Here is a 21,516-nt window from a genome sequence, read left to right as displayed (position 1 = left end):
TGACTATAGTAAGCTTTGCTGGTCTTTGGTTTGATAGCTTCAATACCACCGCTTTGATATTGCTTAACCCATTTGATAACTATCTTATTATCTAGGTTAAATTCCTCAGCTGTAGCACGACCAGTATGTCCTTGCATATAGTATGCGATGACTTCAAGCTTAAAGTCTAGATCGTAGCGCATAAAAATACCCCATAAGTTGTGTCCAACTTATGGGGGGCAGTTCATGTCGCTGGGGCTTTTTATTGATGACAGTTTGTTATTTAACCAATTATGACGTTAGCGGTTAAATAACGATAGAGTTTATTTATCACTATTTTTGTCATTCAGCTCACTCTGTTTGGCTTCTTTCCCAACCGCGCCAGAAGCGTCGGTGTCAGCTTTGGCAGTCGAATGAGTAGCACTGTCTTGACCAGAGTCAGGGAGACGATTGGGATCAAGCGCTCCTTTTTTATTTTTAGGCGCGTTGCCATTACCATTGGCATTACTATTACTAGACGGCTTAGTCTTTGAGGTCGCGGTCGAGTTTGCTGTCATCACACCTGTGTTCGCTGTGTTGGTAGCCTCTGTTTTTGGTGCTACTGCCTTATCATCGGCCGCGACTGTCGCAGTATTGGACTTATCTATGGCGCTGTTCGCATTAGGGGCACTGGCGACGCTTTGCTCAGTATTTTGAGCCGTATTAGTTGGTGCCTCTGGCGCTGGTTTTTGTAGGTTATCGCTGCCCAGCTCTTTTTCTTTACGCTTTTCAGGCGCTTTTGAGCTGGACTCAAAATTGGCATCGGCGACCATACGCGCTTGTTCTTGCTTTGGTGTCACGTCTACTGGTTTTGGCTGTACTTCATCATCCACGACCAGTGAGATAAGCTTACGATCACGCGGCACCGTACCGTCGAACTTATCAGTAATGACGTGCAGCTTGCCTTCTTTGTCTATGGTGTACAGCGGTACAAACTGCTTGTTATCCGCTTTATACTGCTCAAAGCTATAGCTGTCAGTGATGTTGGTGATTTTGATGCGCGCTTTTTTGGACAGCATACTAGCAAGCTTGGTATACGTCACATCTTTGCCAAACAGCCACTGTGAGTGAAAATTGGACTGCTTGTCGTCGCGCTCACTTTTGACTTTTTCATCACTGAACTTGAGACGGTATAGCTTACGCTCGCCAAATTCATGACGATAATGAATCTCAGACAAGGTATTCATCTCTTTGTCCATACTCATCGCAAACAAACGCCCAATACCAATCAGATCAAGATGGTGATCAGCGTGATCAGAGATTGGGTTGCCAAAATAAGTACGCAATCCACTCATGCGTGCGCGCGCGATATTGGTATAGTTATTATGCGCGACGATGACATCGAAGCCTTGCTCTTTAAGAGAGGTAGCGATGAGTAGGGCAATCGGGTTTGAACCGACGATAAGAATACCGTTGGTCTCAGGCTCACGTACGCCCAGCAAGTTGCCGACCATCTTTGCGCCCAGACCCTGAATCATTACCGTACCGATGATGACCATAAATACCAATGGTACAAGCAGCTCAACGCCTTGAATATCATACTCTTGCAAACGAATCGCAAACAGGGATGAGATAGCAGCAGCGACGATACCGCGAGGGCCAATCCAGCTGATCATCAGCTTTTCATTGGTTTTGAGGTTGGAGCCGATGGAGGACGCCCATACTGATAATGGACGCGCCACAAACATGACAATAGCAAGGAGCACCAGACCTACAAATCCTACGCTCAATAAACTTGCCAGCTCTACACGAGCGGCCAAAATAATAAATAGCACAGAGATCAGTAGAACGGTTAAAGACTCATTGAACTCTAGAATCGTCTCGCGTGGGAATTTTGGCCAGTTTGCCAAAGCCACACCCAGTACGGTCACAGTCAATAATCCTGATTCATGCTCCAAGTGATTTGATACCGAAAACAAGACCAAGACGAATGCAAGGGTAAAAACATTGCGCAAAAACTCAGGCACCATATGACGACGCATGAGGAAAGCAAGCAACCAAGCGCCTGCCATACCAAGGGCGGTTGCCAATACGACAATTTTGGCAAATAGCAAGATACTACTGGCTTCACCGCCTGAGATGATATATTCATAGACCAATACCACGGCAATTGCACCGATTGGATCAATGATAATACCTTCCCATTTGAGGATATTAGAGATGGTTTTATTGGGGCGCACGCTACGCAACAGCGGCATAATGACTGTCGGACCGGTCACGCAGACCAGCGCACCAAACAGCAATGCAATCAATGGGTCGACATCGAATAGCAAATAAGTCGACAGCGCCACGATAGCGATGGTGATGAGTACACCAATCGAGACCAGCATTTGCACCACAGTACCATGCTGCTTGATCTCATCAAACTCTAGCGTTAGCGAGCCCTCAAATAGAATAATTGCCACGCCCAAAGAGATAAAGGGGAACATCAGCTCACCTAATACCAAATCAGGGTCAAATACCCCCAGGACTGGTCCGATGATAATGCCAATGAGCAATAAAAATAAAATGGACGGTTGCTTCAAATACCAAGCCAGCCATTGGGCGGCAATGCCAATCCCAACCACGCCGGATAGCAATAGGGCGGTATCCATAAATTAATCCTTTTGTAATCTTGTCATATTTTATATCTATCCATAGCTGCTATAAGATAGTCGCTACCGTTCGTTTATGATCAATTGTTATCATTACTGATTGTATCTGGGTCATCACATTGATAGCCATCATGAATCGCAACATGAGCTTGAGATGATATATACACTATAAAGTAGCAAGGGCAAAAGCATTCTTAGACAAATAACAGTGGTCTAAAAATGCAAAAGATGGAAAACAGGGATGATGATAGCCAGCTTGATAAACGAGTAGTCGATAGCATTTTTACTAATTGACTTTTGTTTGTTTTATGATTTGTTTTGCTTGCTATCATAACATGATTTGATTCATATACATGTATACAAAGCCTGCCACGATATCAGCGCGCAGCCACAAAATTGTACAAAGTCAGTATGAAATAACCATGCCTTGGGTTATCCTGCATTATGGAAATGATGGCAAGATAACGTTTTGTCCATCATACAGTAGCTACGTTGGTCATGCACGCCGTCAAAACAACAATAATATGACGTCAATCAGAGACCGGCTATTGGCGCTGAGGGTTTATGTTTACTAAAGCCAACAACCCTGGTTTTGATTAAAATAAATATAAAAACGGGGCTGACATGATCGTTACTATATCAGCCTAGCGATAAAACATATATGAAATCGATGCATAGCACGAATACCATCGTGTAATATGAGTATAACGATAACGATATAGTCAATCCTAAATAAAACAGATACATTATATATCAAGGTGGAACTGGTCTAAATTTTCCTTGCGTGCTGTGCCTACGCTGCTCGATGCTGCGAAAAATTTATCCCAGTCCTACTGTATCGTTTTTATACTGAATTCACTATATAAGCAAATATAAGAACGCTGACCAATAACGATTGGGGTTATGTGCGTCAGGCAAGACGTTATCGAGTACCATCATCTAATTACCAACAATAATAATGACCATTCATATGGAGGACAATATGCCTATCAATATGTTTAAATCACGAACCACTGTCGATATGCGACTTTGGTTACAGCGCAGTGCGCTGGCGCTCGCTGTGAGTACGGCGATGGTGGCTAGTATTAACGTCACCACAATGAGCAATGCACATGCGGCTGTAACCACGGCTGATTTCTCTGGCCTAGTTCAACAAGTGACACCCGCAGTGGCGCGCGTCAACGTCACCAAGACAGTCAGTGAGGCTGAGCTTGCTAAGGCGCAAACGGCTGAAGTGTTGCGGCAGTTTTTTGGCGATCGGGTGCGCATTCCTGATCGAGCAGTCACGCCAGCGATAGAGCATGCTTATGGTACAGGCTTTTTTGTCACATCTAACGGCTACATGCTGACCAATCATCACGTCATCGAGGGCGCTGACAAAATCACCGTCACACTTAATGATAGAACCGAGCTTGATGCAACCTTGATTGGTAGCGACGAGCGCTCAGATGTGGCTGTACTAAAAGTTGAAGGCACTCAGTTCCCCGCGCTACCGATTGGCGACTCAAACAGCTTAAAAGTAGGGGAGCCCGTACTAGCCATTGGTTCACCATTTGGTTTTGATTATTCAGCCTCCGCTGGCATCGTCAGTGCCAAATCACGCAGCTTCTCACGCGAAACCAGTGTGCCGTTTATACAAACCGATGTGGCGCTAAACCCTGGCAACTCAGGTGGCCCTCTATTCAATCAGCGCGGTGAGGTGATTGGTATCAACTCGCGTATCTTTAGTGGGACGGGCGGCTACATGGGGCTATCATTCTCTATCCCAATTGACGCTGCTATGGATATCTATGAGCAATTAAAGACCAGCGGTGAAGTCGCTCGCGCATATTTGGGTATCTATCCGCAAGATATTGACCGTAATCTGGCCGAAGCTTATAAATTGGATAAACCACAAGGCGCTTTGCTGACCCGCGTTTCTCCAGACTCGCCAGCACAAAAAGCAGGTCTAAAACCTGGTGACATTATCTTGCAGTACAATAATGTACAAATCATGCGAGCATCCGACTTATTGAATCTGCTCAACCGAGCAAAGCCAAGCGATCCATTTCGCGCACAGATTCAGCGCAATGGTAAGCAGATGATCATTAGCGGTAAACTTGCTTATGCACCTAATGATGTCAGAGCCCAAAGTGGGGATCAGCAAAGTGATGATGTCCAACTGGGCCTACGTTTGCGCGATTTGACCAAAGATGAACAAGCAGAGATTGCTACAGACAATAAAACGGGGGTGTTGGTCACGACGGTTGATCCGACAGGGTTAGCCGCGCGCTCGGGGATTTTGGCAGGTGATGTCATTACCAATTTTCACCAAAAGCCTATTAAGAAAGTAACGGATTTCTCTGACGCCATCTCATCCCTACCCAAAAAGGGCGTTGTCACGATAGAAATTATTCGACAAGGCATCCCTGCTATTATTGGTCTGCGTATTGAATAGATAAAACCATAAGGAAGTGATTTGGACAGCAGCATACCGAAAAACACCGAAAAGTATAATTGCTCATCATAAATACCGCTCGCTATAAGAGATACGCAAACGGATACTGCATCAGTCTGCAAATAATGTATTTAAATATTCGTCAGCAGCGGTATAGGCACGCGAGGCCTGCCTTTTCGCTTATATCGTCCCACCATCGATGTGTTGACCATTCGCTAGTATTGGCAAAACCATTCAGCAGTGTTGATACGTTGCTGAGTGCTTTAGTTATCGGTATATTATTAATAAAGACTTGAAGCAATATTTATTGTTTCTAGCAATAAAAAAAGCTTTTTTCGTCTTTGATTTGTGCTTGAATCATCAATTGATTGATAGCGGTCAAATCAAAATATGCTACACTAGCAGGCGTTTTTATTATTATATTTTATGGCGCAACAGGTATTTGCGGTCACTGGCATCGATAATGCCAATACTCACTTTAATACGCAGTAATTTATAATGTAAACGTTATGATAATAAATAAAATTTCAGCATTAACATCAAGCAAGGGTTGGTCATTAGCGTTTATCAACGTATATAAATTTTTGGCACTTGCAAACGACCTATCATGTGACAGCTTTGATAAAAGCTAGGATAATACAGTAAGGCACGGTTATGAGCACAGCATACGACGAGATCAAAACCCGATTACAAGGCTCAATGGTAGCCTTGGTAACGCCCATGCACCCTGACGGTACAGTTGATTATAAACGTCTGGCTGACCTCATAGACTGGCAGATCGAGCAGGGCACGCATTGCCTCGTTGCTGTCGGCACCACTGGCGAGTCGGCAACCCTATCGATGCAAGAGCATAGCGATGTCATTCGCTATTTTGTCCAGCATGTTAAAGGTCGCGTACCAGTCATCGCAGGTACTGGTGCAAACAACACCATAGAAGCGATTAAACTGACTCAAGACGCAGCAGATGCTGGTGCAGACTGTGCGTTATTGGTTGCTCCTTATTACAATAAGCCGCCACAAGAAGGCTTATATCAACATTACCAAGCCATTGCTAAAGCCGTCAATATTCCTCAGATGCTCTATAATGTACCGGGTCGCACGGTCGTCGATATTGCCCAAGAGACGGTCGAACGTCTTGCTGATATCGACAATATCGTTGCTATCAAAGATGCGACAGGCTCTGTTGGTCGCGGTGAGCAATTGATTAAAGCTGTTGGTGACAGAATGGTCGTATTGTCTGGTGATGATGGTACAGCGCTTGATCTACTAAAAGTAGGTGGTAAAGGCAATATCTCGGTGACTGCCAACGTGGCGCCAAAAGCCATGAGCGAGACTTTCGCTGCTGGCTTGCGTGGTGATTTTGAAACGGCTAGTCAGATTCATGACGTAGTCAAACATCTACATCGTGACTTATTCATCGAGTCAAGTCCTATTCCAGCTAAGTATGCGCTACATAAAATGGGCATGATCGATAAAGGGATACGCTTACCACTCGTTTGGTTGGCAGAGCAACATCATGCGACTATTGATGAAGCGTTGGTTCGAGCAAACATACTATAACCTGATCTTCAGCGATTTAAGACTTGTTGCTTGACGATTAATATTCAAGCGAGCAACAAGTCAACTTATCATGATAAGCCAATCGCCTAAATGAGCAATAACTGCTAACTCAGAGAGACAACATGATGACAGTAGCATCAAAAACGACAAAACTACTTCCTGCAATGCTGACCTTAGTTTTGGGTAGTACGTTGGTATTGAGCGGCTGCCAAGCGACCAAGAGCCTGCTTGGAAAGCGCGACAATGGCAGCTTAGACTATCAACAAAGCAAAAAGCTTGCACCGATAGAGCTGCCGGCTGCTCAAGAAACAGCGCCTTTCGTGCCTTTGTACCCAACACCGAATGTGGGCGCGAACACGCTTAAATTACAGAATGAGTCAGGTAATCAGTATCAGTTGCCAAAGCCTCAGCGTGCTGTTAGTAGCCCTTCAAACTAATTTCTTTCTTCATTTGTACCGCCGATCTTTATGATTATTGATTAAAATAATAGACTTCTTGCATAAGTCATCGTCAGCCCTTGTAACTCCGTCAGTGGAAGTCAATGAACTGGTACTTTTGCAAGAGATCTAATATCGATATTGTAATAAAAGTCAGCGGTCGCTGCGCGTTTTTACCACATAAGCTTGAACGAACAGGAACCCCCATAATGCAAAAGCAACAACTGCTGTATAAAGGCAAAGCCAAATCTGTCTACGAAACAGAAGACAATGATCTTCTGATTTTACACTTCCGTGATGATACCTCAGCGCTCGATGGTAAGCGTATCGAACAATTGGCGCGTAAAGGCGTGGTGAATAACCGCTTTAATGCTTTTATCATGCAAAAATTGTCTGATGCTGGTATCGAGACGCATTTTGAAGAGCAATTGTCTGACGACGAAGTATTGGTCAAGCGCTTGGATATGATTCCTGTAGAGTGCGTGGTGCGTAACTTTGCCGCTGGTAGTTTGGTACGTCGTTTGGGCTTAGAAGAAGGGCAAGCATTGACACCGCCAACGTATGAGCTTTTTTATAAAGATGATGCGCTAGGTGATCCGATGGTCAATGAGTCGCTCTCTGTATCTCTTGGCTGGGCAACCAAAGAACAATTGGCTAAGATGGAAGAGCTGACCTATCAAGTCAACGATGTACTCAAAGCATTGTTTGATGCGGGTGATTTGATTTTAGTTGATTTCAAACTAGAATTTGGCGTATTCCATGACCGTATCGTATTAGGTGATGAGTTCTCACCAGATGGCTGCCGTATCTGGGATAAGAACACCAAGAAGAAACTTGATAAAGACCGTTTCCGTCAGTCATTAGGTGATGTGATTGAAGCTTATGAAGAAGTGGCTGACCGTATCGGTGTACCATTAAAATAAGTATCTGATACTTAGCATAAAATAAAAAACTGAGCCATGTGCTCAGTTTTTTTTATGGCATTATATTTATGTGACCCCTGCCGTCAAATCCGTACACATAAACTTGGGAGATTTTAATTACGCAGCCTGACGATAATAATCAAACCACACCTGTCTTGGCGATTGATAGCCCAAACCCTTTTGAATCCTCGTCTGATTCTTCTTAACGGCTTCTGCTTTAAATTCGTCACTGTAGGTTCTTACTTTCTTGGTCATGGTAAACTCCGATTAATACGCTTAGTTTACCAAGTTTACCTCTACGGTTTCTTCAGCATAGCTCAAAGATGGTTCCTTAGTGAGTATTTAAATCTTTGGCTGTGGGCTAAGAGTATTAAGGTTTTAACTCAATGAGATAGGCGCGGTATACTTCATGGTGTACTTACCATACATATTCTATTAGTGATCGGTGCGCTATACAGGCATCGAACTGTTAGAAACCTTTACAGAATTCTTTATACCTACTCGTCCAGTGTACATAAAGCAATCAAGCCGTTTGTTTTTAATCAATATTTAGGGAATTTAGATATAAAAATAGATGATGAAAATAAAGCATATAGGATTTTTGCAAATGGTCTTATGGCTCATTTAGGGAACGAGTATTGGAAGCAAATGTCTAATCATGTCGATATCTATGAGGGAATGACACAGTCTTCTAAGGTTATAATTACTATCAAGGGAGATAAGATAGATGAATATAGAGAACTATCTAACGAACTGCTTTTCCTTGAACATGAGGCCTCATTATTTCTCAGAAACCATATTTTTAACCTTACAGGAGAAAAAATATGGGGCTTAACCTTTAATCTATACCCTAATGGTAAGTTTGAAATAGAGTATGACTACGATAAATCAAAAGATTATGAAGAAACTAATGAAGTTATCACTGGAGGTGAAATAAATTGGACTTTTAAAAGTGATAGTCTAAAGTCATGAATAGTAATTGAAAGCATACCCTAACGAAACCAGTTATTTTACACCAAAAACCTATTAACAGACCACTTAAAATAGACTGCTATAATGGAATCACTTATAACAGACTATAATTCCTATCCATTTATCAACAGTATCACCCTTTCAGCCATAGACTTATCACTTAATTCGTATAAAAAATCAAACATAGCGCCAACACTGTACTCCATACCTTATCTGACTTTTATGCTAATTTGTTAGTACTTACTCATATCAATTAGACCATAAAAATAAGAAAAGGTTTCGCTAATGTCTACTGCTTCATCAACTGTTTTAGAGTCTGACTGGTTCACTCGTCCGACCTGTGTGGTCGCTGCTGACTTGATTGGTAAAGTTATATGTCGACAGCTAACCGATAGTGATGGACAGCAAAAAACACTACGTATGCGTATTTCTGAGACCGAAGCCTATATTGGTCAAGACGATCCCGCTTGCCATTCACATGCAGGTACTCGAACAGCGCGCACAGAGATTATGTATGAGCAAGGCGGTGTGTTTTATGTCTATCTGACCTATGGCGTGCATCATATGCTAAATTTGATTAGCGGCTCTATAGAGTCACCTGAATCGGTGCTGATTCGCGCTGGATTTTTGACTGAGGGTAGTGACCGTCTGATTGAAGAGCAACAATTCAGTCCAGATAAGCAATTTACTCACCCCAAGCAGTTTGCAGGGCCAGGTAAACTGACCAAACGCTTGCAGATAACTCGCGATTTATATGGCAAACCTATCTCGCCAGACTCAAGCGTTTGGGTTGAAGATGATGGTTGCCAGCCACCTGTATCAGTGCGTCCGCGTATCGGTATTGATTATGCCGGTGATGCTAAAGACTGGCTGTTACGTTATATATGGACTGATCATCCTTCTTTATCTAAGAACTAGTAGATTGAGATTTAAATCTATTTTGTGAGGTAAGTTCATGTATAAGTTGACGGTTTTTATTCCTGATGAGGCCTTAGAGCAAGTAAAGTCCGCTTTATTTGCCGCTGGTGCTGGGAGTATTGGCGATTACGAGCAGTGCTGTTGGCAAGTGCAAGGAACAGGGCAGTTTATGCCGTTAGCAGGTAGCGCGCCGCATATCGGTAAGCAAGATAGTTTAGAAACGGTCGATGAATGGCGAGTAGAGATGGTCGTCGATGACGCATTTATTACTGCTGCTGTCATCGCGTTAAAAGAGGCGCACCCGTATGAAACGCCAGCGTATGATGTGATAAAAGTCTTGGATTTTTAGTTTTATCTAGAAAAATATTAGCTTGTTGAGTGTAAGAATTCTCACAAAAAAACCAAATAAGCCACTTGATGACTTATTTGGTTATAAATTTTTGGTTATAAATTTTTTGTTATAAATTTTTTGTTATTTCAACTGAGTATTAATAGTGAATATCAGACCCTAATAATCGATTAATCCTTTTTAATCTTAATGACATTGTAGCTTGGATAGCTCAGTTCGATTTTATAATCGTCGCGACCACGTTCAGCTTTGACCTTGATTTTACGGTCGCCCTTTTTATATTTAACACCTTTGACACGGTATCCCATGCTGCTAACTTTGTTGGCAGCTCGACGCTCGATAGCAGCTGAGTAGACGTTTTTATCCGCTTTTTTATGCTTGTCTTTGTGTTTTTTATGCTCTTTGTTATCTTTGTAGACGTCTTCATAGATATCGTCATATACACTATAGCCGCCAGGTGTGGTGACACAGCCAGTAGTTACCGCTAATAAAGTGGCGACAATACTGCCAGACACTACATTCTTTAGTGTTGAAGATGATAAAGCTTTCATAAAAATGTCCTCATAATCTATTATCGTTGGATAAAGATAGTTTTCTAATATTTCAGTAAAGGGGCGTGTAGAACTGCTCTATTGACAGTAGTGTCAGCGTCATCAGTCTTTTTTAACGTTAATAACGTCTAAATTTGGATAGCTAAGCAATATCTCATACTCCTGCGAGCCGCGTCTGGCCTCAATGTCAAAGACACCACGCTTGTTTTTTTTCTTCAAGATCGATATCTTCGACACGGTAACCCATAGATCTTACTTTATTGATGGCACGGCGCTTGATCGCTGGGTAACGTGACTCTCTTTTAATGCTGTCCTCTATATCACCTTTTTTATAGCGCTTGTCGTTCTTATATTTACCATTATCTTTATGTTTATCTTTTTTATGGCGGTCATTGTCTTTTTGATACTTGTTATCTCCCCAATTGTTCGACCATAATCTTTTATTTGAGCTGATGAGTCTTAGAGAAGGATAAGTATATGTTAGCTCATAGAGCTGATTATTCTTTTTGGCAAAAGCTGTCATTGCGCGATCGCCACGATAGCTATCAGAGCGAATGTCTATGACTTGATAGCCTTTGCGGCGTAAGTCTTGACGGAGCTGCTGGCTGACACGGTTGAAGCTATCGTTCTGCCGATTATTATCACCACGATATATGGGCTGGTTATCATAGCCAGGACCAACGACAGCACAACCGACAGTGGTAACCAATAGAGCAACGATAAAAACAGTAGATATGGTTGTCTTAAAGGAAAACGGTTTTAGAGTTTTCATGATGCAATATCCTATAAGGTTTCAGAGAGCTTGCAATAAGAATGCTTATATAAGTCAAAGGTAGAAGGTTCTAAAATATGTTGATACAGCCATACTCAGATAGGTGTTAAGAGCTACTATCACTAAAAAAACTATTTTTAGAAATGTTTTCTTACATTATCTATCATAGGATACAAAGCTTTATATTAAGTGTCATTTGCGTTAATAAGTTGTAATTATTGAGAATGATTAAATCGTTGTAAGCATATGCTTACATACAATGACGTTTACGCGACTTAACATGAGAGTGAGAGTTAGGCATTATGGTTACACGGCATTAGGGAGTGTGACTTAAGGATTGAGTTAGCCGCATTAAGGATAATGATTCAATTATTAGCATCAGGATGATAATAATAGTTGAAGTAAGGACACATACCCATTGCTGATAGCAGCAGTTAAGATTAGATGCTGTAATAAGGGCAGGATGCCCAGTATCACAATCACTGAATATTTGTGCAAGGATGCATAGAAAGCAGTCGTGATAGGTAACATGGACAGTTAACGATAAAACCGCATAACAATTTATTGCTATGCGGTTTTATCGTGTCTGGGAAATGCTAAACAGTTTTATATAGTATGAGAAACCTCTATCTAAACTATTATCTAACTGACATCATTATCTACCTGACACAAAAAAACCGCATAATTTATCATGCGGCTTTTTATTTTTATAATAGAAACATCTTTTTTTCAAAAAACTTTATTTTATAAAAAAAGTGAATTAGTAATTGTTTTCGCGGCGCCAGTCATCTACTTCGCGCTCAGCATGATCTTGGGCATGACCATAACGCTCTTGTATACGACCAACCAGCTTATCACGGCTACCTTCCACTTGATCTAAATCGTCATCAGTCAGCTCACCCCATTTTTGTTTTACTGAGCCTTTTATTTGTTTCCATTCGCCTTTTAAAGTATTCTTATTCATGATTATATTCCTTTTATCTTGTTTGATTCACTTTCATCAAATAGTCTTTGAGTTTATTGACGATATGAATATCGTTTGTTAGAGCTACTTATTTATTGATTTTCTTATTTTAGTAGTTCACAAGTATTATTGGCTGTTACCAATTATCTTGTGGTATTAAATATAGGACGTTTCAATTCAGCTGTCTGTATACGCTATGTTTATAGTGTTACTTAATTATAGTGAGCGTGCATTATGTGTTATCTGTCAACTCGCTGTAGTAGTAAAGCGTAAATTACGTCTGCCATGCGTAATAAAAATGCTCAAATCAATAATTGTCATTAAGTAAGAATAAGATAAAAAACCAATATTACGTAAAATAAATAGCCTACGAATAAATAGCAGAAACCTAAAAATAGGTCATCTGCTTGTTTATTTTGCAATATAAGATAAGAGCCAGCTTGTTAAGATATAGCCAATCCACTAAAAAAGCGTTACAGCATTAACCTCGCTTGAAGTATGACAGATACATCTGCACTCGGTTGCCTTGTACCACTCTCAAATTGGATCAATTATACTCTGCTAGAGGTTAGCGAGGTAACGCTGGTAACGTTTGGTCAATTTGCTGAGACGGATACGGTCACTAAGTAGTGACAATATTGGCGATACATTTGGTTTAGGCAGCTTTGCTTTACCCGTACGCTGTAGTTGGCGCTTGATGACTGCCATGGTAGCAACGGCACTTAAGGTCTTATCCTTCCACGAATTTGGCTATAGACTTATCGTTTAAATGACTATAACCTTATAGTCGAAACATAATTAGTAAAAGTTATTGTGGGTTTAAAAATGACGAGTCTAAAAATAGTAATCAATATGTGACTATCATCACACTTTTTTAGCACAATAGCACTTCAGGTAAATTACTGGCGTGTTGACATAATCATTTATCGAGTAGGGATACCTCTATATTGAATGCATTAGCGCAAAATACAAACGCCCCCATAGAGTCAAAACGTGAGCAAGCAAAAGCTAGAACGCGGCGTGCCTTATTAAAAAGCGCGTTACGGCTCTATAGTCTAGAAGGTGCTCAGGGCATGAGCATGAATAAAGTGGCTAAAGGGGCAGGTATTGCGCAGCCCAGTTTTTATAATCATTTTGAGAGCTTGGATGCGCTACAGAACGAGCTCAGCGCTCAGTTAAAAGACCACTATCTATCGCCAATGCGGCTGGCATGGGTCAATATGCTAAAAGACTATGACGTGCTGACTAAGGAAGAGTTTAATCAGCAGTGTCAGCAATGTCTGATAATGATTTTTGATTCTACCTTTCAGAATATTGCGCTATTTCAGCACTTACTCGAAGATCGTCCGCGATTCACTGCCGATATAGAGAACCAATCCTCACTCAATAATGGACTGGGTAATCTAGTCGCAGACATACAAGAGGAGTGGACGGAGATATTTATGCAGGGATTACAGCTATCCAATCGTTCTTGTGAACGCAGCGCTGTTAATCTTTGTGTGGATATGGCAGCCGCGCAAGTACATGAGCTGATACTAGGCTGTCATCAGCAGCGCTACTCGAGGGAGCAAGCGATTGCGACATTGAATATCAGCTTTGATACCCTATTTGCCAATTTTTTGCAAGGAAGCAACCATAGCGGCTCATGATATATCTCATGAAAGCTAGGATTTATAAAACATAAAAGGGAGTATGACTATGGGCACTACAGCGGCTAGCGCGACGGACAACGAACAAATCCACTTTAGAACCTGTACTTTATGCGAGGCGATGTGCGGCATCGAGATCAAGCACGATGGCGAAAAAGTCTTATCGATCAAAGGGGATAAAAACGATCCTTTTTCTCAAGGCTACATTTGCCCGAAAGCCACTGCTTTGCAGGATTTGTACGAAGACCCTGATCGTTTGCGAGGGCCTGTCGAGAGAACGGCGGACGGTTGGAAATCGATCAGTTGGATTGAGGCGTTAGATAAAGTCGCTGCAGGTATTCAGTCTGTTCAGCAAAAATATGGTCAAAATGCGTTTGGGGTGTATTTGGGTAACCCGAATGTCCATAACATGGGCGGTATGCTGACTATCAAGCAGCTATTGACCAGCCTAAAGACGCGTAGTCGCTTTTCTGCCACTTCAATTGACCAACTGCCACACCATATCGTCAGCATGCATCTGTTCGGTCATATGCTCCGCATCCCTGTTCCGGATGTGAATCGCACGCAGTATATGCTCATCATCGGCGGTAACCCGCTGGCCTCTAATGGCAGTATCATGACTGCGCCCAACATGCGTCAAAAGCTCAAAGACATCAAAGCACGTGACGGCAAAGTAGTGGTGATCGATCCAAGGCGTACCGAAACCGCAGATATCGCCAGCGAACATCACTTTATTCGTCCAGCGACAGACGTATTATTGCTATTGGCCATGCTCAATGAAATCTACGCGCAAGGCTATGCCAAGGTAGATAGCCGAGTGGCAGGTTTGGCACCAGAGATTGATCGTATTGCATCATTTGCAGAAGGGTTCACCCCTGAGTCGGTGGCAGATATTACAGGTATTACCGCCGCTGAAATCAAACGTATCGTCAAAGAGTTTTGTGAAGCCGAAAGCTCGGTCTGTTACGGCCGTATGGGTATCTCGGTGCAAGAGTTTGGCTTGCTCAGCCAATATCTGTCCATGGTCATCAATATCGTCACAGGACGCTTAGATGAAGTGGGCGGACTCATGTTCCCCAATCCTGCTGTCGATGTGGTCAATAGCTCGGGCCCAGGTTATTTGGGCAAACGCCATAGCCGCGTGAGCAGTCTACCTGACTTTAATGGCGAATATCCAGTGGTTGCGATGGCGGATGAGATGTTAGTCGCAGGAGAAGGGCAGTTAAAAGGCTTTATGAGTGTCGCCGGTAACCCTGTCCTTAGCACGCCAAATGGTGAAAAGCTAGATGAGGCCTTATCAGGGCTTGAGTTTATGGTGTCGCTTGATTACTTTGTGACTGAGACCAGCCGTCATGCCAATATTATCCTGCCGCCCGTCTCGCCACTCGAGCGTGACCATTACGACATTACGTTTAATGGTTTTGCTGTACACAATGTTGCCAAATACTCGCCTGCTTTATTTAGCAAAACAGAGAATGAGAAGCATGACTGGGAGATTTATCTAGAGCTTGCCGATCGCTTGGATAAAGACGCGCCAGAAGCGGTACAAAAAGAGCGTGCCGCGACAAAAGCGTTTGGACCGAAATTCTTACTTGAGCAAGGTCTCAAGTACGGACCTTATAAAGACGTCACGTTGGATGCGCTGATAGACAATCCACACGGTATTGATTTAGGACCACTGCATCGTATGTTGCCGGAGGCGATCAAGCATGCCGATAAGCAAATCAATCTCAATGTTGATTTTTATCAGGCAGATTTGGAACGGATCAAAGAAATGATGCAGCAGTATGATAATCAGGAGATTTTGCTCATCGGACGTCGCCATGTACGTAGCAATAACTCATGGCTGCACAATAGTTATCGATTGGTCAAAGGTAAGTCTCGTTGTACGTTAATGCTGCATCCAGAAACGGCAGCACAGCATGGTATTGAAGACGGACAAGACGTGAGAGTGACCTCTCGCGTAGGCAGTGTGGTTATTGCAGCAGAGGTGACTGATGAGCTGATGCCCGGCGTCGTCAGTATTCCGCATGGCTTTGGTCATGGACGTAAAGGGGTGAAGCAGAAGATTGCGCAAGCGCATGCCGGTGTCAGTGTTAATGACCTAACAGACGATACCTTAATTGATCAGTTGAGTGGTAATGCCGCCGTTAATGGCGTACCTGTGCAATTAGAGGCGTTGGGCGCTAACGCAGACAATGTGGCTAATGCGGTATTAGAAAACTCAATAGATAGTGCAATCGCATAAGTTCAATTTTTTTAAAGTAAAAAGCAGGCGCTTACACGATGTAAGCGCCTGCTTTTTTATGGAGATAGTTTTTTTATAGTGTCTAGAGATTCAGTCAGCTGTTTGTACCCACAAAATCAAAATCAACGTTGGGCGTTTCACCTTGTATCAATAAGCTGATGGCTTTTGCAGAACCGCAAGCATGCGTCCAGCCTAACGTGCCATGTCCTGTATTGAGCCATAGATTGTCAAAAGTGGCTGACGCGTTATGGCTACCATGTTTGACTTGACCGCAATGCGCGCGCCCAATCAAAGGTACGTTCGATGGGGTCATTGGGCGCAGTCCTGTCCAATATTGAACCGAATTTGCGATGATACCTTTTGGAAATAATTGCTGCACTCGGCGCGTAATGGCCTCACAGCGCGTGGCATTTAAGTCTAAATTATAACCATTAAACTCTGCGGTGCCTGCCACTCGCAACTTATCACCCAAACGTGAAGTCACCAGCTTAAACTCATCATCAATCAGGCTGACAAAAGGCGCTAAATGCGGCGCTCGTGGATTGACCGTATAGGTGGCTGAATAGCCCTTTGCTGGAAAGATAGGCACGCGAATATCCAATGGTTTTAACAGAGGAACGCTATAGCTGCCTAGCGCGATCACATGACTATCAGCTGTGAAAGTCTGTGCGTTTTCGCCTTTTGGGCGAATGGTAATACTGTGTACATGACGATGGGTAGAGTCGGTATCGACGTTAAGTGCCAAAATCTCAGTATCATATAAGAACTGTACACCCGTATCAATGCAGCGCTGTGCGAGTCTTTGCGTAAATAGGTGCGCATTACCAGATTCGTCACGGCTGGTGTAGGTTGCACCAGTGAGTTTATGCGCAATCGGATAGAGGGCAGGTTCCAAGTTGACGGCATTATTGATATCAATCACATGGCGCTCACAACCAAGCGCTTGCATGCGCTCAGTGGGTTCAATCGCCGCATCAAACTCAGCTTGGCTGGTATAAAAATGCATGATACCGCGTGTTTGCTGCTCATAATTGATACCGATATCGGCGCGTAGCTGTTGTAAGGCGTCGCGAGAATATAACCCTAAGCGTACCATTTGCACCAGATTGGCATCGGCACGATCAGCGCGGCACTCTTGCAAAAACTGCATCGCCCATTTGAGCTGATCCTTATCCGCACGCAGACGGAATAACAGCGGGGCATCCTCCTTAAACAACCATTTGAGCGCTTTCATCGGGGTGGCAGGATTGGCCCACGGCGTCGCATGAGAGACCGATATTTGACCACCATTGGCAAAAGACGTCTGCATCCCTGCCGCCGATTCGCGTTCGATCACAGTCACATCATAGCCTGCTTGACGTAGATACCATGCGGTGGTCACGCCCACCACGCCTGCTCCGAGTACCGCAATATGTGTCATGGGATTCTCTATGCTCATGTTAATCATGACGGCAGCCGTGTATTAGCTTGCCATCACCGTTGCTGCGCCGCCTATTTGTTTCAGCTTGATTTTACTTTGGGCGCGCAACATCCACCTGTAGTGCGGCTGGCAAGTCCAATATATTCAAATCGCTTTCTGCCAATTGCTCAGGACGAGCAACGACAAGGGCTATAAATCCATTGTCATTTTCTATCGCATTCACCACTTGGATTTTATCGAGTTTGTCGCCTGCCGCGGGGAGTAGTGCGCCTGTGCCTTTGACATAATGCAAAAACGCTTTGGGCGCTGATTTAAAATAAATACGGGCGATGACTTCTTGGCCCAAGTAGCAGCCTTTATCATAGTCCATACCGCCACGCTGATGCAGGCGCAGTTCTTGCGGCTGAAACTCACCTTGAGTCGCCGCGACAATCCAATAGTTACCAGTGGCGATACTGCACGCCATCCAATCCTGCGTGTCTTTAGCGGTATTGTGATCGTCCTTATGGCTAAAGGTTGGTTCGTCTGCTAACACACACGGATAAATCGCGATCGACTCACTGGTATCAAATTTAGAAAACGCGCCAAACTTTTTTAAATGAGCTTGTAAGGCATCTGCACAATCGCTGCTGATGACCACATCATAGTGCTTCTCGGCTTGTTTTTTGATCCAAATACCAAATTCAATACGACCTTTTAAGTTGCAGATTGCAGCGGCTTGATAGCTAAGCCCAAGTTTGGTGACATCACAAGTCAATTGCCCTTGCAAGAATTTTTCGGCATCCTCGCCTTGAATGGTCAACTGCGAAAACTGCGGCAATGCTGAGGGGTTTGGAGATTGTGTCATTGTTATTATCCTTCTGCTTAATAATTAAGATATATAGATGAAATCGAAGCGATAAAAGTTATAGGTGCGCTTTAATATAGACGCTGTTGTTACTGACAGAACGTGTCAGCAAAAATGTCAATAGGGTTAAGAAGAGTACCACAAAAATGGTGTCACAAAAACGTCATCAATAAGTGGGGCGCTCCAGTGTGGGTTAAGCATTAAATTGGGTGTAGTGCGCCATTTTCAACGGTACAAATTGGTTAAAAATGGCGAGTTACGGTACAATGTCCGCTCTACAATAAACCCAACGTCTGATGACTGCCGAGGATATGATGAGCTTACCAAATTGCCCGAAATGTGATGCTGAATATACGTATGAAGATGGTGCGTTACTGGTATGTCCGATGTGCGCTCACGAGTGGACGGCGGCTGAGACGGATGCGGCACAAACGGAAGAGCAAGATGCCGTCATTCGTGATGCGGTTGGCAATGAGTTACAGGACGGCGATGCCGTTACGGTCATTAAAGACCTAAAGGTCAAAGGCTCTTCACTTGTCATTAAAGTTGGAACTAAAGCGAAAAGTATTCGCCTATTGCCAGACGCAACCGATGGTCACGATATTGATTGTAAACTTGACGGTTATGGCCCAATGAAGCTGAAATCTTCTGTCGTCAAAAAAGCGTAAATTGTAAAAATGTCTTGAAAGATTCGATAATAAACAAATATAAGACTGACGACATTTAGAAAATACAGAACTGACAGAATATAAAACCTATAAATAGAGAATAGCTATGAGTACTAAAAACGAACAGCTTTTTGCGCAAGCTCGCAAACATATTCCAGGCGGCGTTAATTCACCCGTCCGTGCCTTTGCAGGGGTCGGCGGTACGCCAATTTTTATGCACCGCGCCAATGGCAGCAAGATTTATGACACCGAAGACAATGCCTATATTGATTATGTGGGTTCTTGGGGCCCAATGATTTTGGGTCACGCGCATCCAAAAGTCATCGACGCTGTCAAACAAGCCGCCGATGATGGTTTGAGCTTTGGAACACCAACGCCGTTTGAAACCACGGTCGCTGATAAAATCTGTGAGCTCGTTCCGAGCGTTGAGATGATTCGCATGACCAGCTCGGGGACTGAGGCGACCATGAGTGCGATTCGTTTGGCACGCGGTTATACTCAGCGTGACAAAATCGTCAAGTTCGAAGGCTGCTATCATGGCCATTCAGACAGTCTGCTTGTCAAAGCAGGCTCAGGCATGCTTGATATCGGTGAACCAACGTCTAAAGGCGTACCAGCCGATTTTGCGAAGCACACGATCACGATTCCTTATAATGATCCGCAAGCGATCAAAGACTGCTTTGAAAAATGGGGCGACGAGATTGCTTGCGTGATTTTAGAGCCGATCGCTGGCAACATGAATATGGTAATCCCAACACAAGAGTTTCATGATACGTTGCGTGCCCAGTGTACGGACAATGGCGCAGTATTGATTTTTGATGAAGTGATGACAGGATTCCGCGTGGGTCTGGGCGGTGCGCAGGCACATTTCGGTATCACGCCTGATTTGACCTGTTTTGGTAAAATCATCGGTGCAGGTCTACCAGTTGGTGCGTTTGGCGGTAAAGAAGAAATCATGTCGTGCATCGCGCCCATTGGTGGCGTTTATCAAGCGGGCACGCTATCAGGTAACCCACTCGCCATGCGTGCCGGTATTGCGATGTTTGAAGACCTAACGGCAGAAGGTTTTTACGAAGACTTAGCTGCCAAAGTCGATCATCTGGTCGATGGCTTCCAAGCGGCGGCGGATAAGCATGGCATCAATCTGCGCACAAATAAATTGGGCGGTATGTTTGGTATGTTCTTTGTCAAAGATGCTGATACCAAAACCCCAAGTAATTTTGATGATGTGACAGAGTGCGATATGGAGGTGTTCAATACCTTCTTCCACGGTATGTTAGATCGCGGTATCTACCTAGCGCCGTCTGCGTATGAAGCAGGCTTTATGTCAATCAAGCACAGCAATGAAGATATCGAGGCATCGATTACTGCTGCTGATGAGATATTTGCAGAGATAACAAAGGGTTAACCCACTCTAAATCTCTCAAATTTTAGACATTTGAAAGATAAACCAGCATTCATAATAAATTATGATGCTGGTTTTTTTGTACGTTTGTCATATTTGTGATCTTTTAGGCTTAAATTGCCACGCAGGACATCGCCATACATACGAAAATCACTAGCAAAACTTTTTAGCGGAAATTTAAGCGAGGCGGGTTTGTTTTTTTCAAAGAAAAAATGCCCGACCCAAGCGCAGGCATATCCTGCTGCGACACCTCTTGCGAGAGGCTTTACCGAGCCAGTTTTGATTGACTTTGCCAATCCTAACAAACCAAAACTGCTACCTGCAAAATGGAGACGGCGACAAGCCATGTTTTGATGCTCGTCTAAATAAAAATCATAAAACGCCTGTTTGGGTGACGCTTCAGTTTTTATCATATCCGTTCTGGTACTGTTATGGGTATTAGCGGTTTCGGTCGCATTTTTTTCGGTTGTTTGATTCATGCGGTTAGCGTCCTTGCTGGCGGGTTTATCGACTATCCATTGTCGGCAGTTTTTAGGTAAATAATTGATGGATTTCGATGTGATTTATACCGATGTAAAAGCAGTAAATAACGGTTTTTTATCACAATATTATGAGCTTTCAATGTAGCAAACCGATATTGCTAACACAAGCGTTAGATGTAGGCTTGGTCATTAGCCTTTGATAGAGTGGTTTTACACTTTTGCTATGATTTTGCGGCGCTTGCGCGTATTTAGGATAAATGCTTTAATGGCAAAATGGCCCAGATTTGTGTGGCGGCTGCTTT

At 43.4% G+C, this 21,516-nt stretch carries 21 protein-coding genes; 11 read left to right on the top strand and 10 right to left on the bottom strand.

Annotation, left to right across the window (positions count from 1 at the left end):
• A partial coding sequence (locus HL061_RS07610) for a helix-turn-helix domain-containing protein (protein WP_252962684.1) occupies positions 1 to 182 on the bottom strand: 182 nt, incomplete at its 3' end.
• A gap of 120 nt (positions 183 to 302) precedes the next feature.
• Positions 303 to 2,612 carry a cation:proton antiporter gene (locus HL061_RS07605; protein WP_252962683.1) on the bottom strand — a complete coding sequence of 770 codons (2,310 nt, stop codon included), beginning with the start codon at positions 2,610 to 2,612 and terminating at the stop codon, positions 303 to 305.
• A 1,072-nt stretch (positions 2,613 to 3,684) separates the two neighbouring features.
• On the opposite strand from HL061_RS07605, the gene HL061_RS07600 reads away from it, so the two are divergent.
• From HL061_RS07600 to purC, 4 genes are all read left to right on the top strand, one after another.
• Entirely contained in the window at positions 3,685 to 5,049 is a 1,365-nt protein-coding gene (locus HL061_RS07600; protein ID WP_227517204.1) for a Do family serine endopeptidase, read from the top strand.
• Between the two features lie 654 nt (positions 5,050 to 5,703).
• Entirely contained in the window at positions 5,704 to 6,609 is a 906-nt protein-coding gene (gene dapA, locus HL061_RS07595) for a 4-hydroxy-tetrahydrodipicolinate synthase (RefSeq protein ID WP_071002526.1), read from the top strand.
• Positions 6,610 to 6,734: 125 nt separating this feature from the next.
• Positions 6,735 to 7,046 (top strand): hypothetical protein, encoded by a 312-nt coding sequence (locus tag HL061_RS07590; protein WP_313906920.1) that lies wholly within the window; start codon positions 6,735 to 6,737, stop codon positions 7,044 to 7,046.
• Between the two features lie 209 nt (positions 7,047 to 7,255).
• Positions 7,256 to 7,969 carry a phosphoribosylaminoimidazolesuccinocarboxamide synthase gene (gene purC / locus HL061_RS07585; protein WP_071002524.1) on the top strand — a complete coding sequence of 238 codons (714 nt, stop codon included), beginning with the start codon at positions 7,256 to 7,258 and terminating at the stop codon, positions 7,967 to 7,969.
• Between the two features lie 117 nt (positions 7,970 to 8,086).
• Here the strand turns inward: purC and HL061_RS07580 are convergent, their stop codons facing one another.
• On the bottom strand, positions 8,087 to 8,224 hold the full coding sequence (locus tag HL061_RS07580) for a hypothetical protein (protein ID WP_252962691.1): 138 nt from the start codon (positions 8,222 to 8,224) through the stop codon (positions 8,087 to 8,089).
• Between the two features lie 393 nt (positions 8,225 to 8,617).
• On the opposite strand from HL061_RS07580, the gene HL061_RS07575 reads away from it, so the two are divergent.
• The 3 genes from HL061_RS07575 to HL061_RS07565 all read left to right on the top strand — a co-directional run bounded on the left by HL061_RS07575 (position 8,618) and on the right by HL061_RS07565 (position 10,208).
• Complete coding sequence (locus HL061_RS07575; protein WP_156770983.1) at positions 8,618 to 8,941, top strand: DUF600 family protein; 324 nt, start codon at positions 8,618 to 8,620, stop codon at positions 8,939 to 8,941.
• A 285-nt stretch (positions 8,942 to 9,226) separates the two neighbouring features.
• Positions 9,227 to 9,859, top strand: coding sequence for a DNA-3-methyladenine glycosylase (locus HL061_RS07570; RefSeq protein WP_071002522.1), 633 nt, complete (start codon positions 9,227 to 9,229; stop codon positions 9,857 to 9,859).
• Between the two features lie 37 nt (positions 9,860 to 9,896).
• The gene (locus HL061_RS07565) at positions 9,897 to 10,208 is read left to right on the top strand and encodes an NGG1p interacting factor NIF3 (protein WP_071002521.1); all 312 of its coding nucleotides are present in this window, start codon (positions 9,897 to 9,899) and stop codon (positions 10,206 to 10,208) included.
• A gap of 170 nt (positions 10,209 to 10,378) precedes the next feature.
• Here HL061_RS07565 and HL061_RS07560 read toward each other — a convergent pair whose 3' ends face one another.
• From HL061_RS07560 to HL061_RS07545, 4 genes are all read right to left on the bottom strand, one after another.
• Entirely contained in the window at positions 10,379 to 10,759 is a 381-nt protein-coding gene (locus HL061_RS07560; RefSeq protein ID WP_071002520.1) for a hypothetical protein, read from the bottom strand.
• A 187-nt stretch (positions 10,760 to 10,946) separates the two neighbouring features.
• A complete protein-coding gene (locus HL061_RS07555; RefSeq protein WP_252962682.1) occupies positions 10,947 to 11,531 on the bottom strand; it encodes a hypothetical protein in 585 nt (194 codons plus the stop codon).
• A 760-nt stretch (positions 11,532 to 12,291) separates the two neighbouring features.
• Positions 12,292 to 12,495: a CsbD family protein gene (locus HL061_RS07550; RefSeq protein ID WP_240365760.1), complete on the bottom strand. Its 204-nt coding sequence runs from the start codon at positions 12,493 to 12,495 to the stop codon at positions 12,292 to 12,294.
• A gap of 561 nt (positions 12,496 to 13,056) precedes the next feature.
• Positions 13,057 to 13,203 (bottom strand): hypothetical protein, encoded by a 147-nt coding sequence (locus HL061_RS07545; protein WP_240365761.1) that lies wholly within the window; start codon positions 13,201 to 13,203, stop codon positions 13,057 to 13,059.
• Positions 13,204 to 13,442: 239 nt separating this feature from the next.
• Between HL061_RS07545 and HL061_RS07540 the strand changes: the two genes are divergently transcribed.
• Together HL061_RS07540 and HL061_RS07535 are read left to right on the top strand one after the other, a co-directional pair.
• Positions 13,443 to 14,144, top strand: a complete 702-nt coding sequence (locus HL061_RS07540; RefSeq protein ID WP_289116141.1) for a TetR/AcrR family transcriptional regulator — start codon at positions 13,443 to 13,445, stop codon at positions 14,142 to 14,144.
• A gap of 49 nt (positions 14,145 to 14,193) precedes the next feature.
• Positions 14,194 to 16,392 carry a molybdopterin oxidoreductase family protein gene (locus tag HL061_RS07535; protein ID WP_252962680.1) on the top strand — a complete coding sequence of 733 codons (2,199 nt, stop codon included), beginning with the start codon at positions 14,194 to 14,196 and terminating at the stop codon, positions 16,390 to 16,392.
• 94 nt (positions 16,393 to 16,486) lie between these two features.
• Here the strand turns inward: HL061_RS07535 and HL061_RS07530 are convergent, their stop codons facing one another.
• Both HL061_RS07530 and HL061_RS07525 read right to left on the bottom strand, forming a co-directional pair.
• Positions 16,487 to 17,812: a D-amino acid dehydrogenase gene (locus tag HL061_RS07530; RefSeq protein ID WP_186475250.1), complete on the bottom strand. Its 1,326-nt coding sequence runs from the start codon at positions 17,810 to 17,812 to the stop codon at positions 16,487 to 16,489.
• Positions 17,813 to 17,903: 91 nt separating this feature from the next.
• The gene (locus HL061_RS07525; protein ID WP_252962679.1) at positions 17,904 to 18,659 is read right to left on the bottom strand and encodes a folate-binding Fe/S cluster repair protein; all 756 of its coding nucleotides are present in this window, start codon (positions 18,657 to 18,659) and stop codon (positions 17,904 to 17,906) included.
• A 314-nt stretch (positions 18,660 to 18,973) separates the two neighbouring features.
• Here HL061_RS07525 and HL061_RS07520 point away from each other — a divergent pair, with 314 nt between their 5' ends.
• Both HL061_RS07520 and hemL read left to right on the top strand, forming a co-directional pair.
• Positions 18,974 to 19,327 (top strand): zinc ribbon domain-containing protein YjdM, encoded by a 354-nt coding sequence (locus tag HL061_RS07520; protein WP_071002514.1) that lies wholly within the window; start codon positions 18,974 to 18,976, stop codon positions 19,325 to 19,327.
• 106 nt (positions 19,328 to 19,433) lie between these two features.
• Entirely contained in the window at positions 19,434 to 20,735 is a 1,302-nt protein-coding gene (hemL, locus tag HL061_RS07515; protein WP_240365767.1) for a glutamate-1-semialdehyde 2,1-aminomutase, read from the top strand.
• Between the two features lie 59 nt (positions 20,736 to 20,794).
• On the opposite strand, the gene HL061_RS07510 is transcribed toward hemL, so the two are convergent.
• Positions 20,795 to 21,145, bottom strand: a complete 351-nt coding sequence (locus tag HL061_RS07510) for a DUF962 domain-containing protein (protein WP_212564567.1) — start codon at positions 21,143 to 21,145, stop codon at positions 20,795 to 20,797.
• Positions 21,146 to 21,516: the final 371 nt, after the last annotated feature.

It is taken from the genome of Psychrobacter sp. PSP (assembly GCF_024085615.1).
GTDB classification, from domain to species: Bacteria; Pseudomonadota; Gammaproteobacteria; order Pseudomonadales; family Moraxellaceae; genus Psychrobacter; species Psychrobacter pacificensis.
This window is presented reverse-complemented; position numbering and strand designations above follow the sequence as displayed.

What these genes read in the sequence shown, in the direction of transcription:
- HL061_RS07605 (WP_252962683.1), bottom strand. Translation starts at nt 2,612, where the DNA reads ATGGATACCGCCCTATTGCTATCCGGCGTGGTTGGGATTGGCATTGCC.
- HL061_RS07600 (WP_227517204.1), top strand. Translation starts at nt 3,685, where the DNA reads ATGGTGGCTAGTATTAACGTCACCACAATGAGCAATGCACATGCGGCT.
- dapA (WP_071002526.1), top strand. Translation starts at nt 5,704, where the DNA reads ATGAGCACAGCATACGACGAGATCAAAACCCGATTACAAGGCTCAATG.
- HL061_RS07590 (WP_313906920.1), top strand. Translation starts at nt 6,735, where the DNA reads ATGACAGTAGCATCAAAAACGACAAAACTACTTCCTGCAATGCTGACC.
- purC (WP_071002524.1), top strand. Translation starts at nt 7,256, where the DNA reads ATGCAAAAGCAACAACTGCTGTATAAAGGCAAAGCCAAATCTGTCTAC.
- HL061_RS07580 (WP_252962691.1), bottom strand. Translation starts at nt 8,224, where the DNA reads ATGACCAAGAAAGTAAGAACCTACAGTGACGAATTTAAAGCAGAAGCC.
- HL061_RS07575 (WP_156770983.1), top strand. Translation starts at nt 8,618, where the DNA reads ATGTCTAATCATGTCGATATCTATGAGGGAATGACACAGTCTTCTAAG.
- HL061_RS07570 (WP_071002522.1), top strand. Translation starts at nt 9,227, where the DNA reads ATGTCTACTGCTTCATCAACTGTTTTAGAGTCTGACTGGTTCACTCGT.
- HL061_RS07565 (WP_071002521.1), top strand. Translation starts at nt 9,897, where the DNA reads ATGTATAAGTTGACGGTTTTTATTCCTGATGAGGCCTTAGAGCAAGTA.
- HL061_RS07560 (WP_071002520.1), bottom strand. Translation starts at nt 10,759, where the DNA reads ATGAAAGCTTTATCATCTTCAACACTAAAGAATGTAGTGTCTGGCAGT.
- HL061_RS07555 (WP_252962682.1), bottom strand. Translation starts at nt 11,531, where the DNA reads ATGAAAACTCTAAAACCGTTTTCCTTTAAGACAACCATATCTACTGTT.
- HL061_RS07550 (WP_240365760.1), bottom strand. Translation starts at nt 12,495, where the DNA reads ATGAATAAGAATACTTTAAAAGGCGAATGGAAACAAATAAAAGGCTCA.
- HL061_RS07545 (WP_240365761.1), bottom strand. Translation starts at nt 13,203, where the DNA reads ATGGCAGTCATCAAGCGCCAACTACAGCGTACGGGTAAAGCAAAGCTG.
- HL061_RS07535 (WP_252962680.1), top strand. Translation starts at nt 14,194, where the DNA reads ATGGGCACTACAGCGGCTAGCGCGACGGACAACGAACAAATCCACTTT.
- HL061_RS07530 (WP_186475250.1), bottom strand. Translation starts at nt 17,812, where the DNA reads ATGACACATATTGCGGTACTCGGAGCAGGCGTGGTGGGCGTGACCACC.
- HL061_RS07525 (WP_252962679.1), bottom strand. Translation starts at nt 18,659, where the DNA reads ATGACACAATCTCCAAACCCCTCAGCATTGCCGCAGTTTTCGCAGTTG.
- HL061_RS07520 (WP_071002514.1), top strand. Translation starts at nt 18,974, where the DNA reads ATGAGCTTACCAAATTGCCCGAAATGTGATGCTGAATATACGTATGAA.
- hemL (WP_240365767.1), top strand. Translation starts at nt 19,434, where the DNA reads ATGAGTACTAAAAACGAACAGCTTTTTGCGCAAGCTCGCAAACATATT.
- HL061_RS07510 (WP_212564567.1), bottom strand. Translation starts at nt 21,145, where the DNA reads ATGATAAAAACTGAAGCGTCACCCAAACAGGCGTTTTATGATTTTTAT.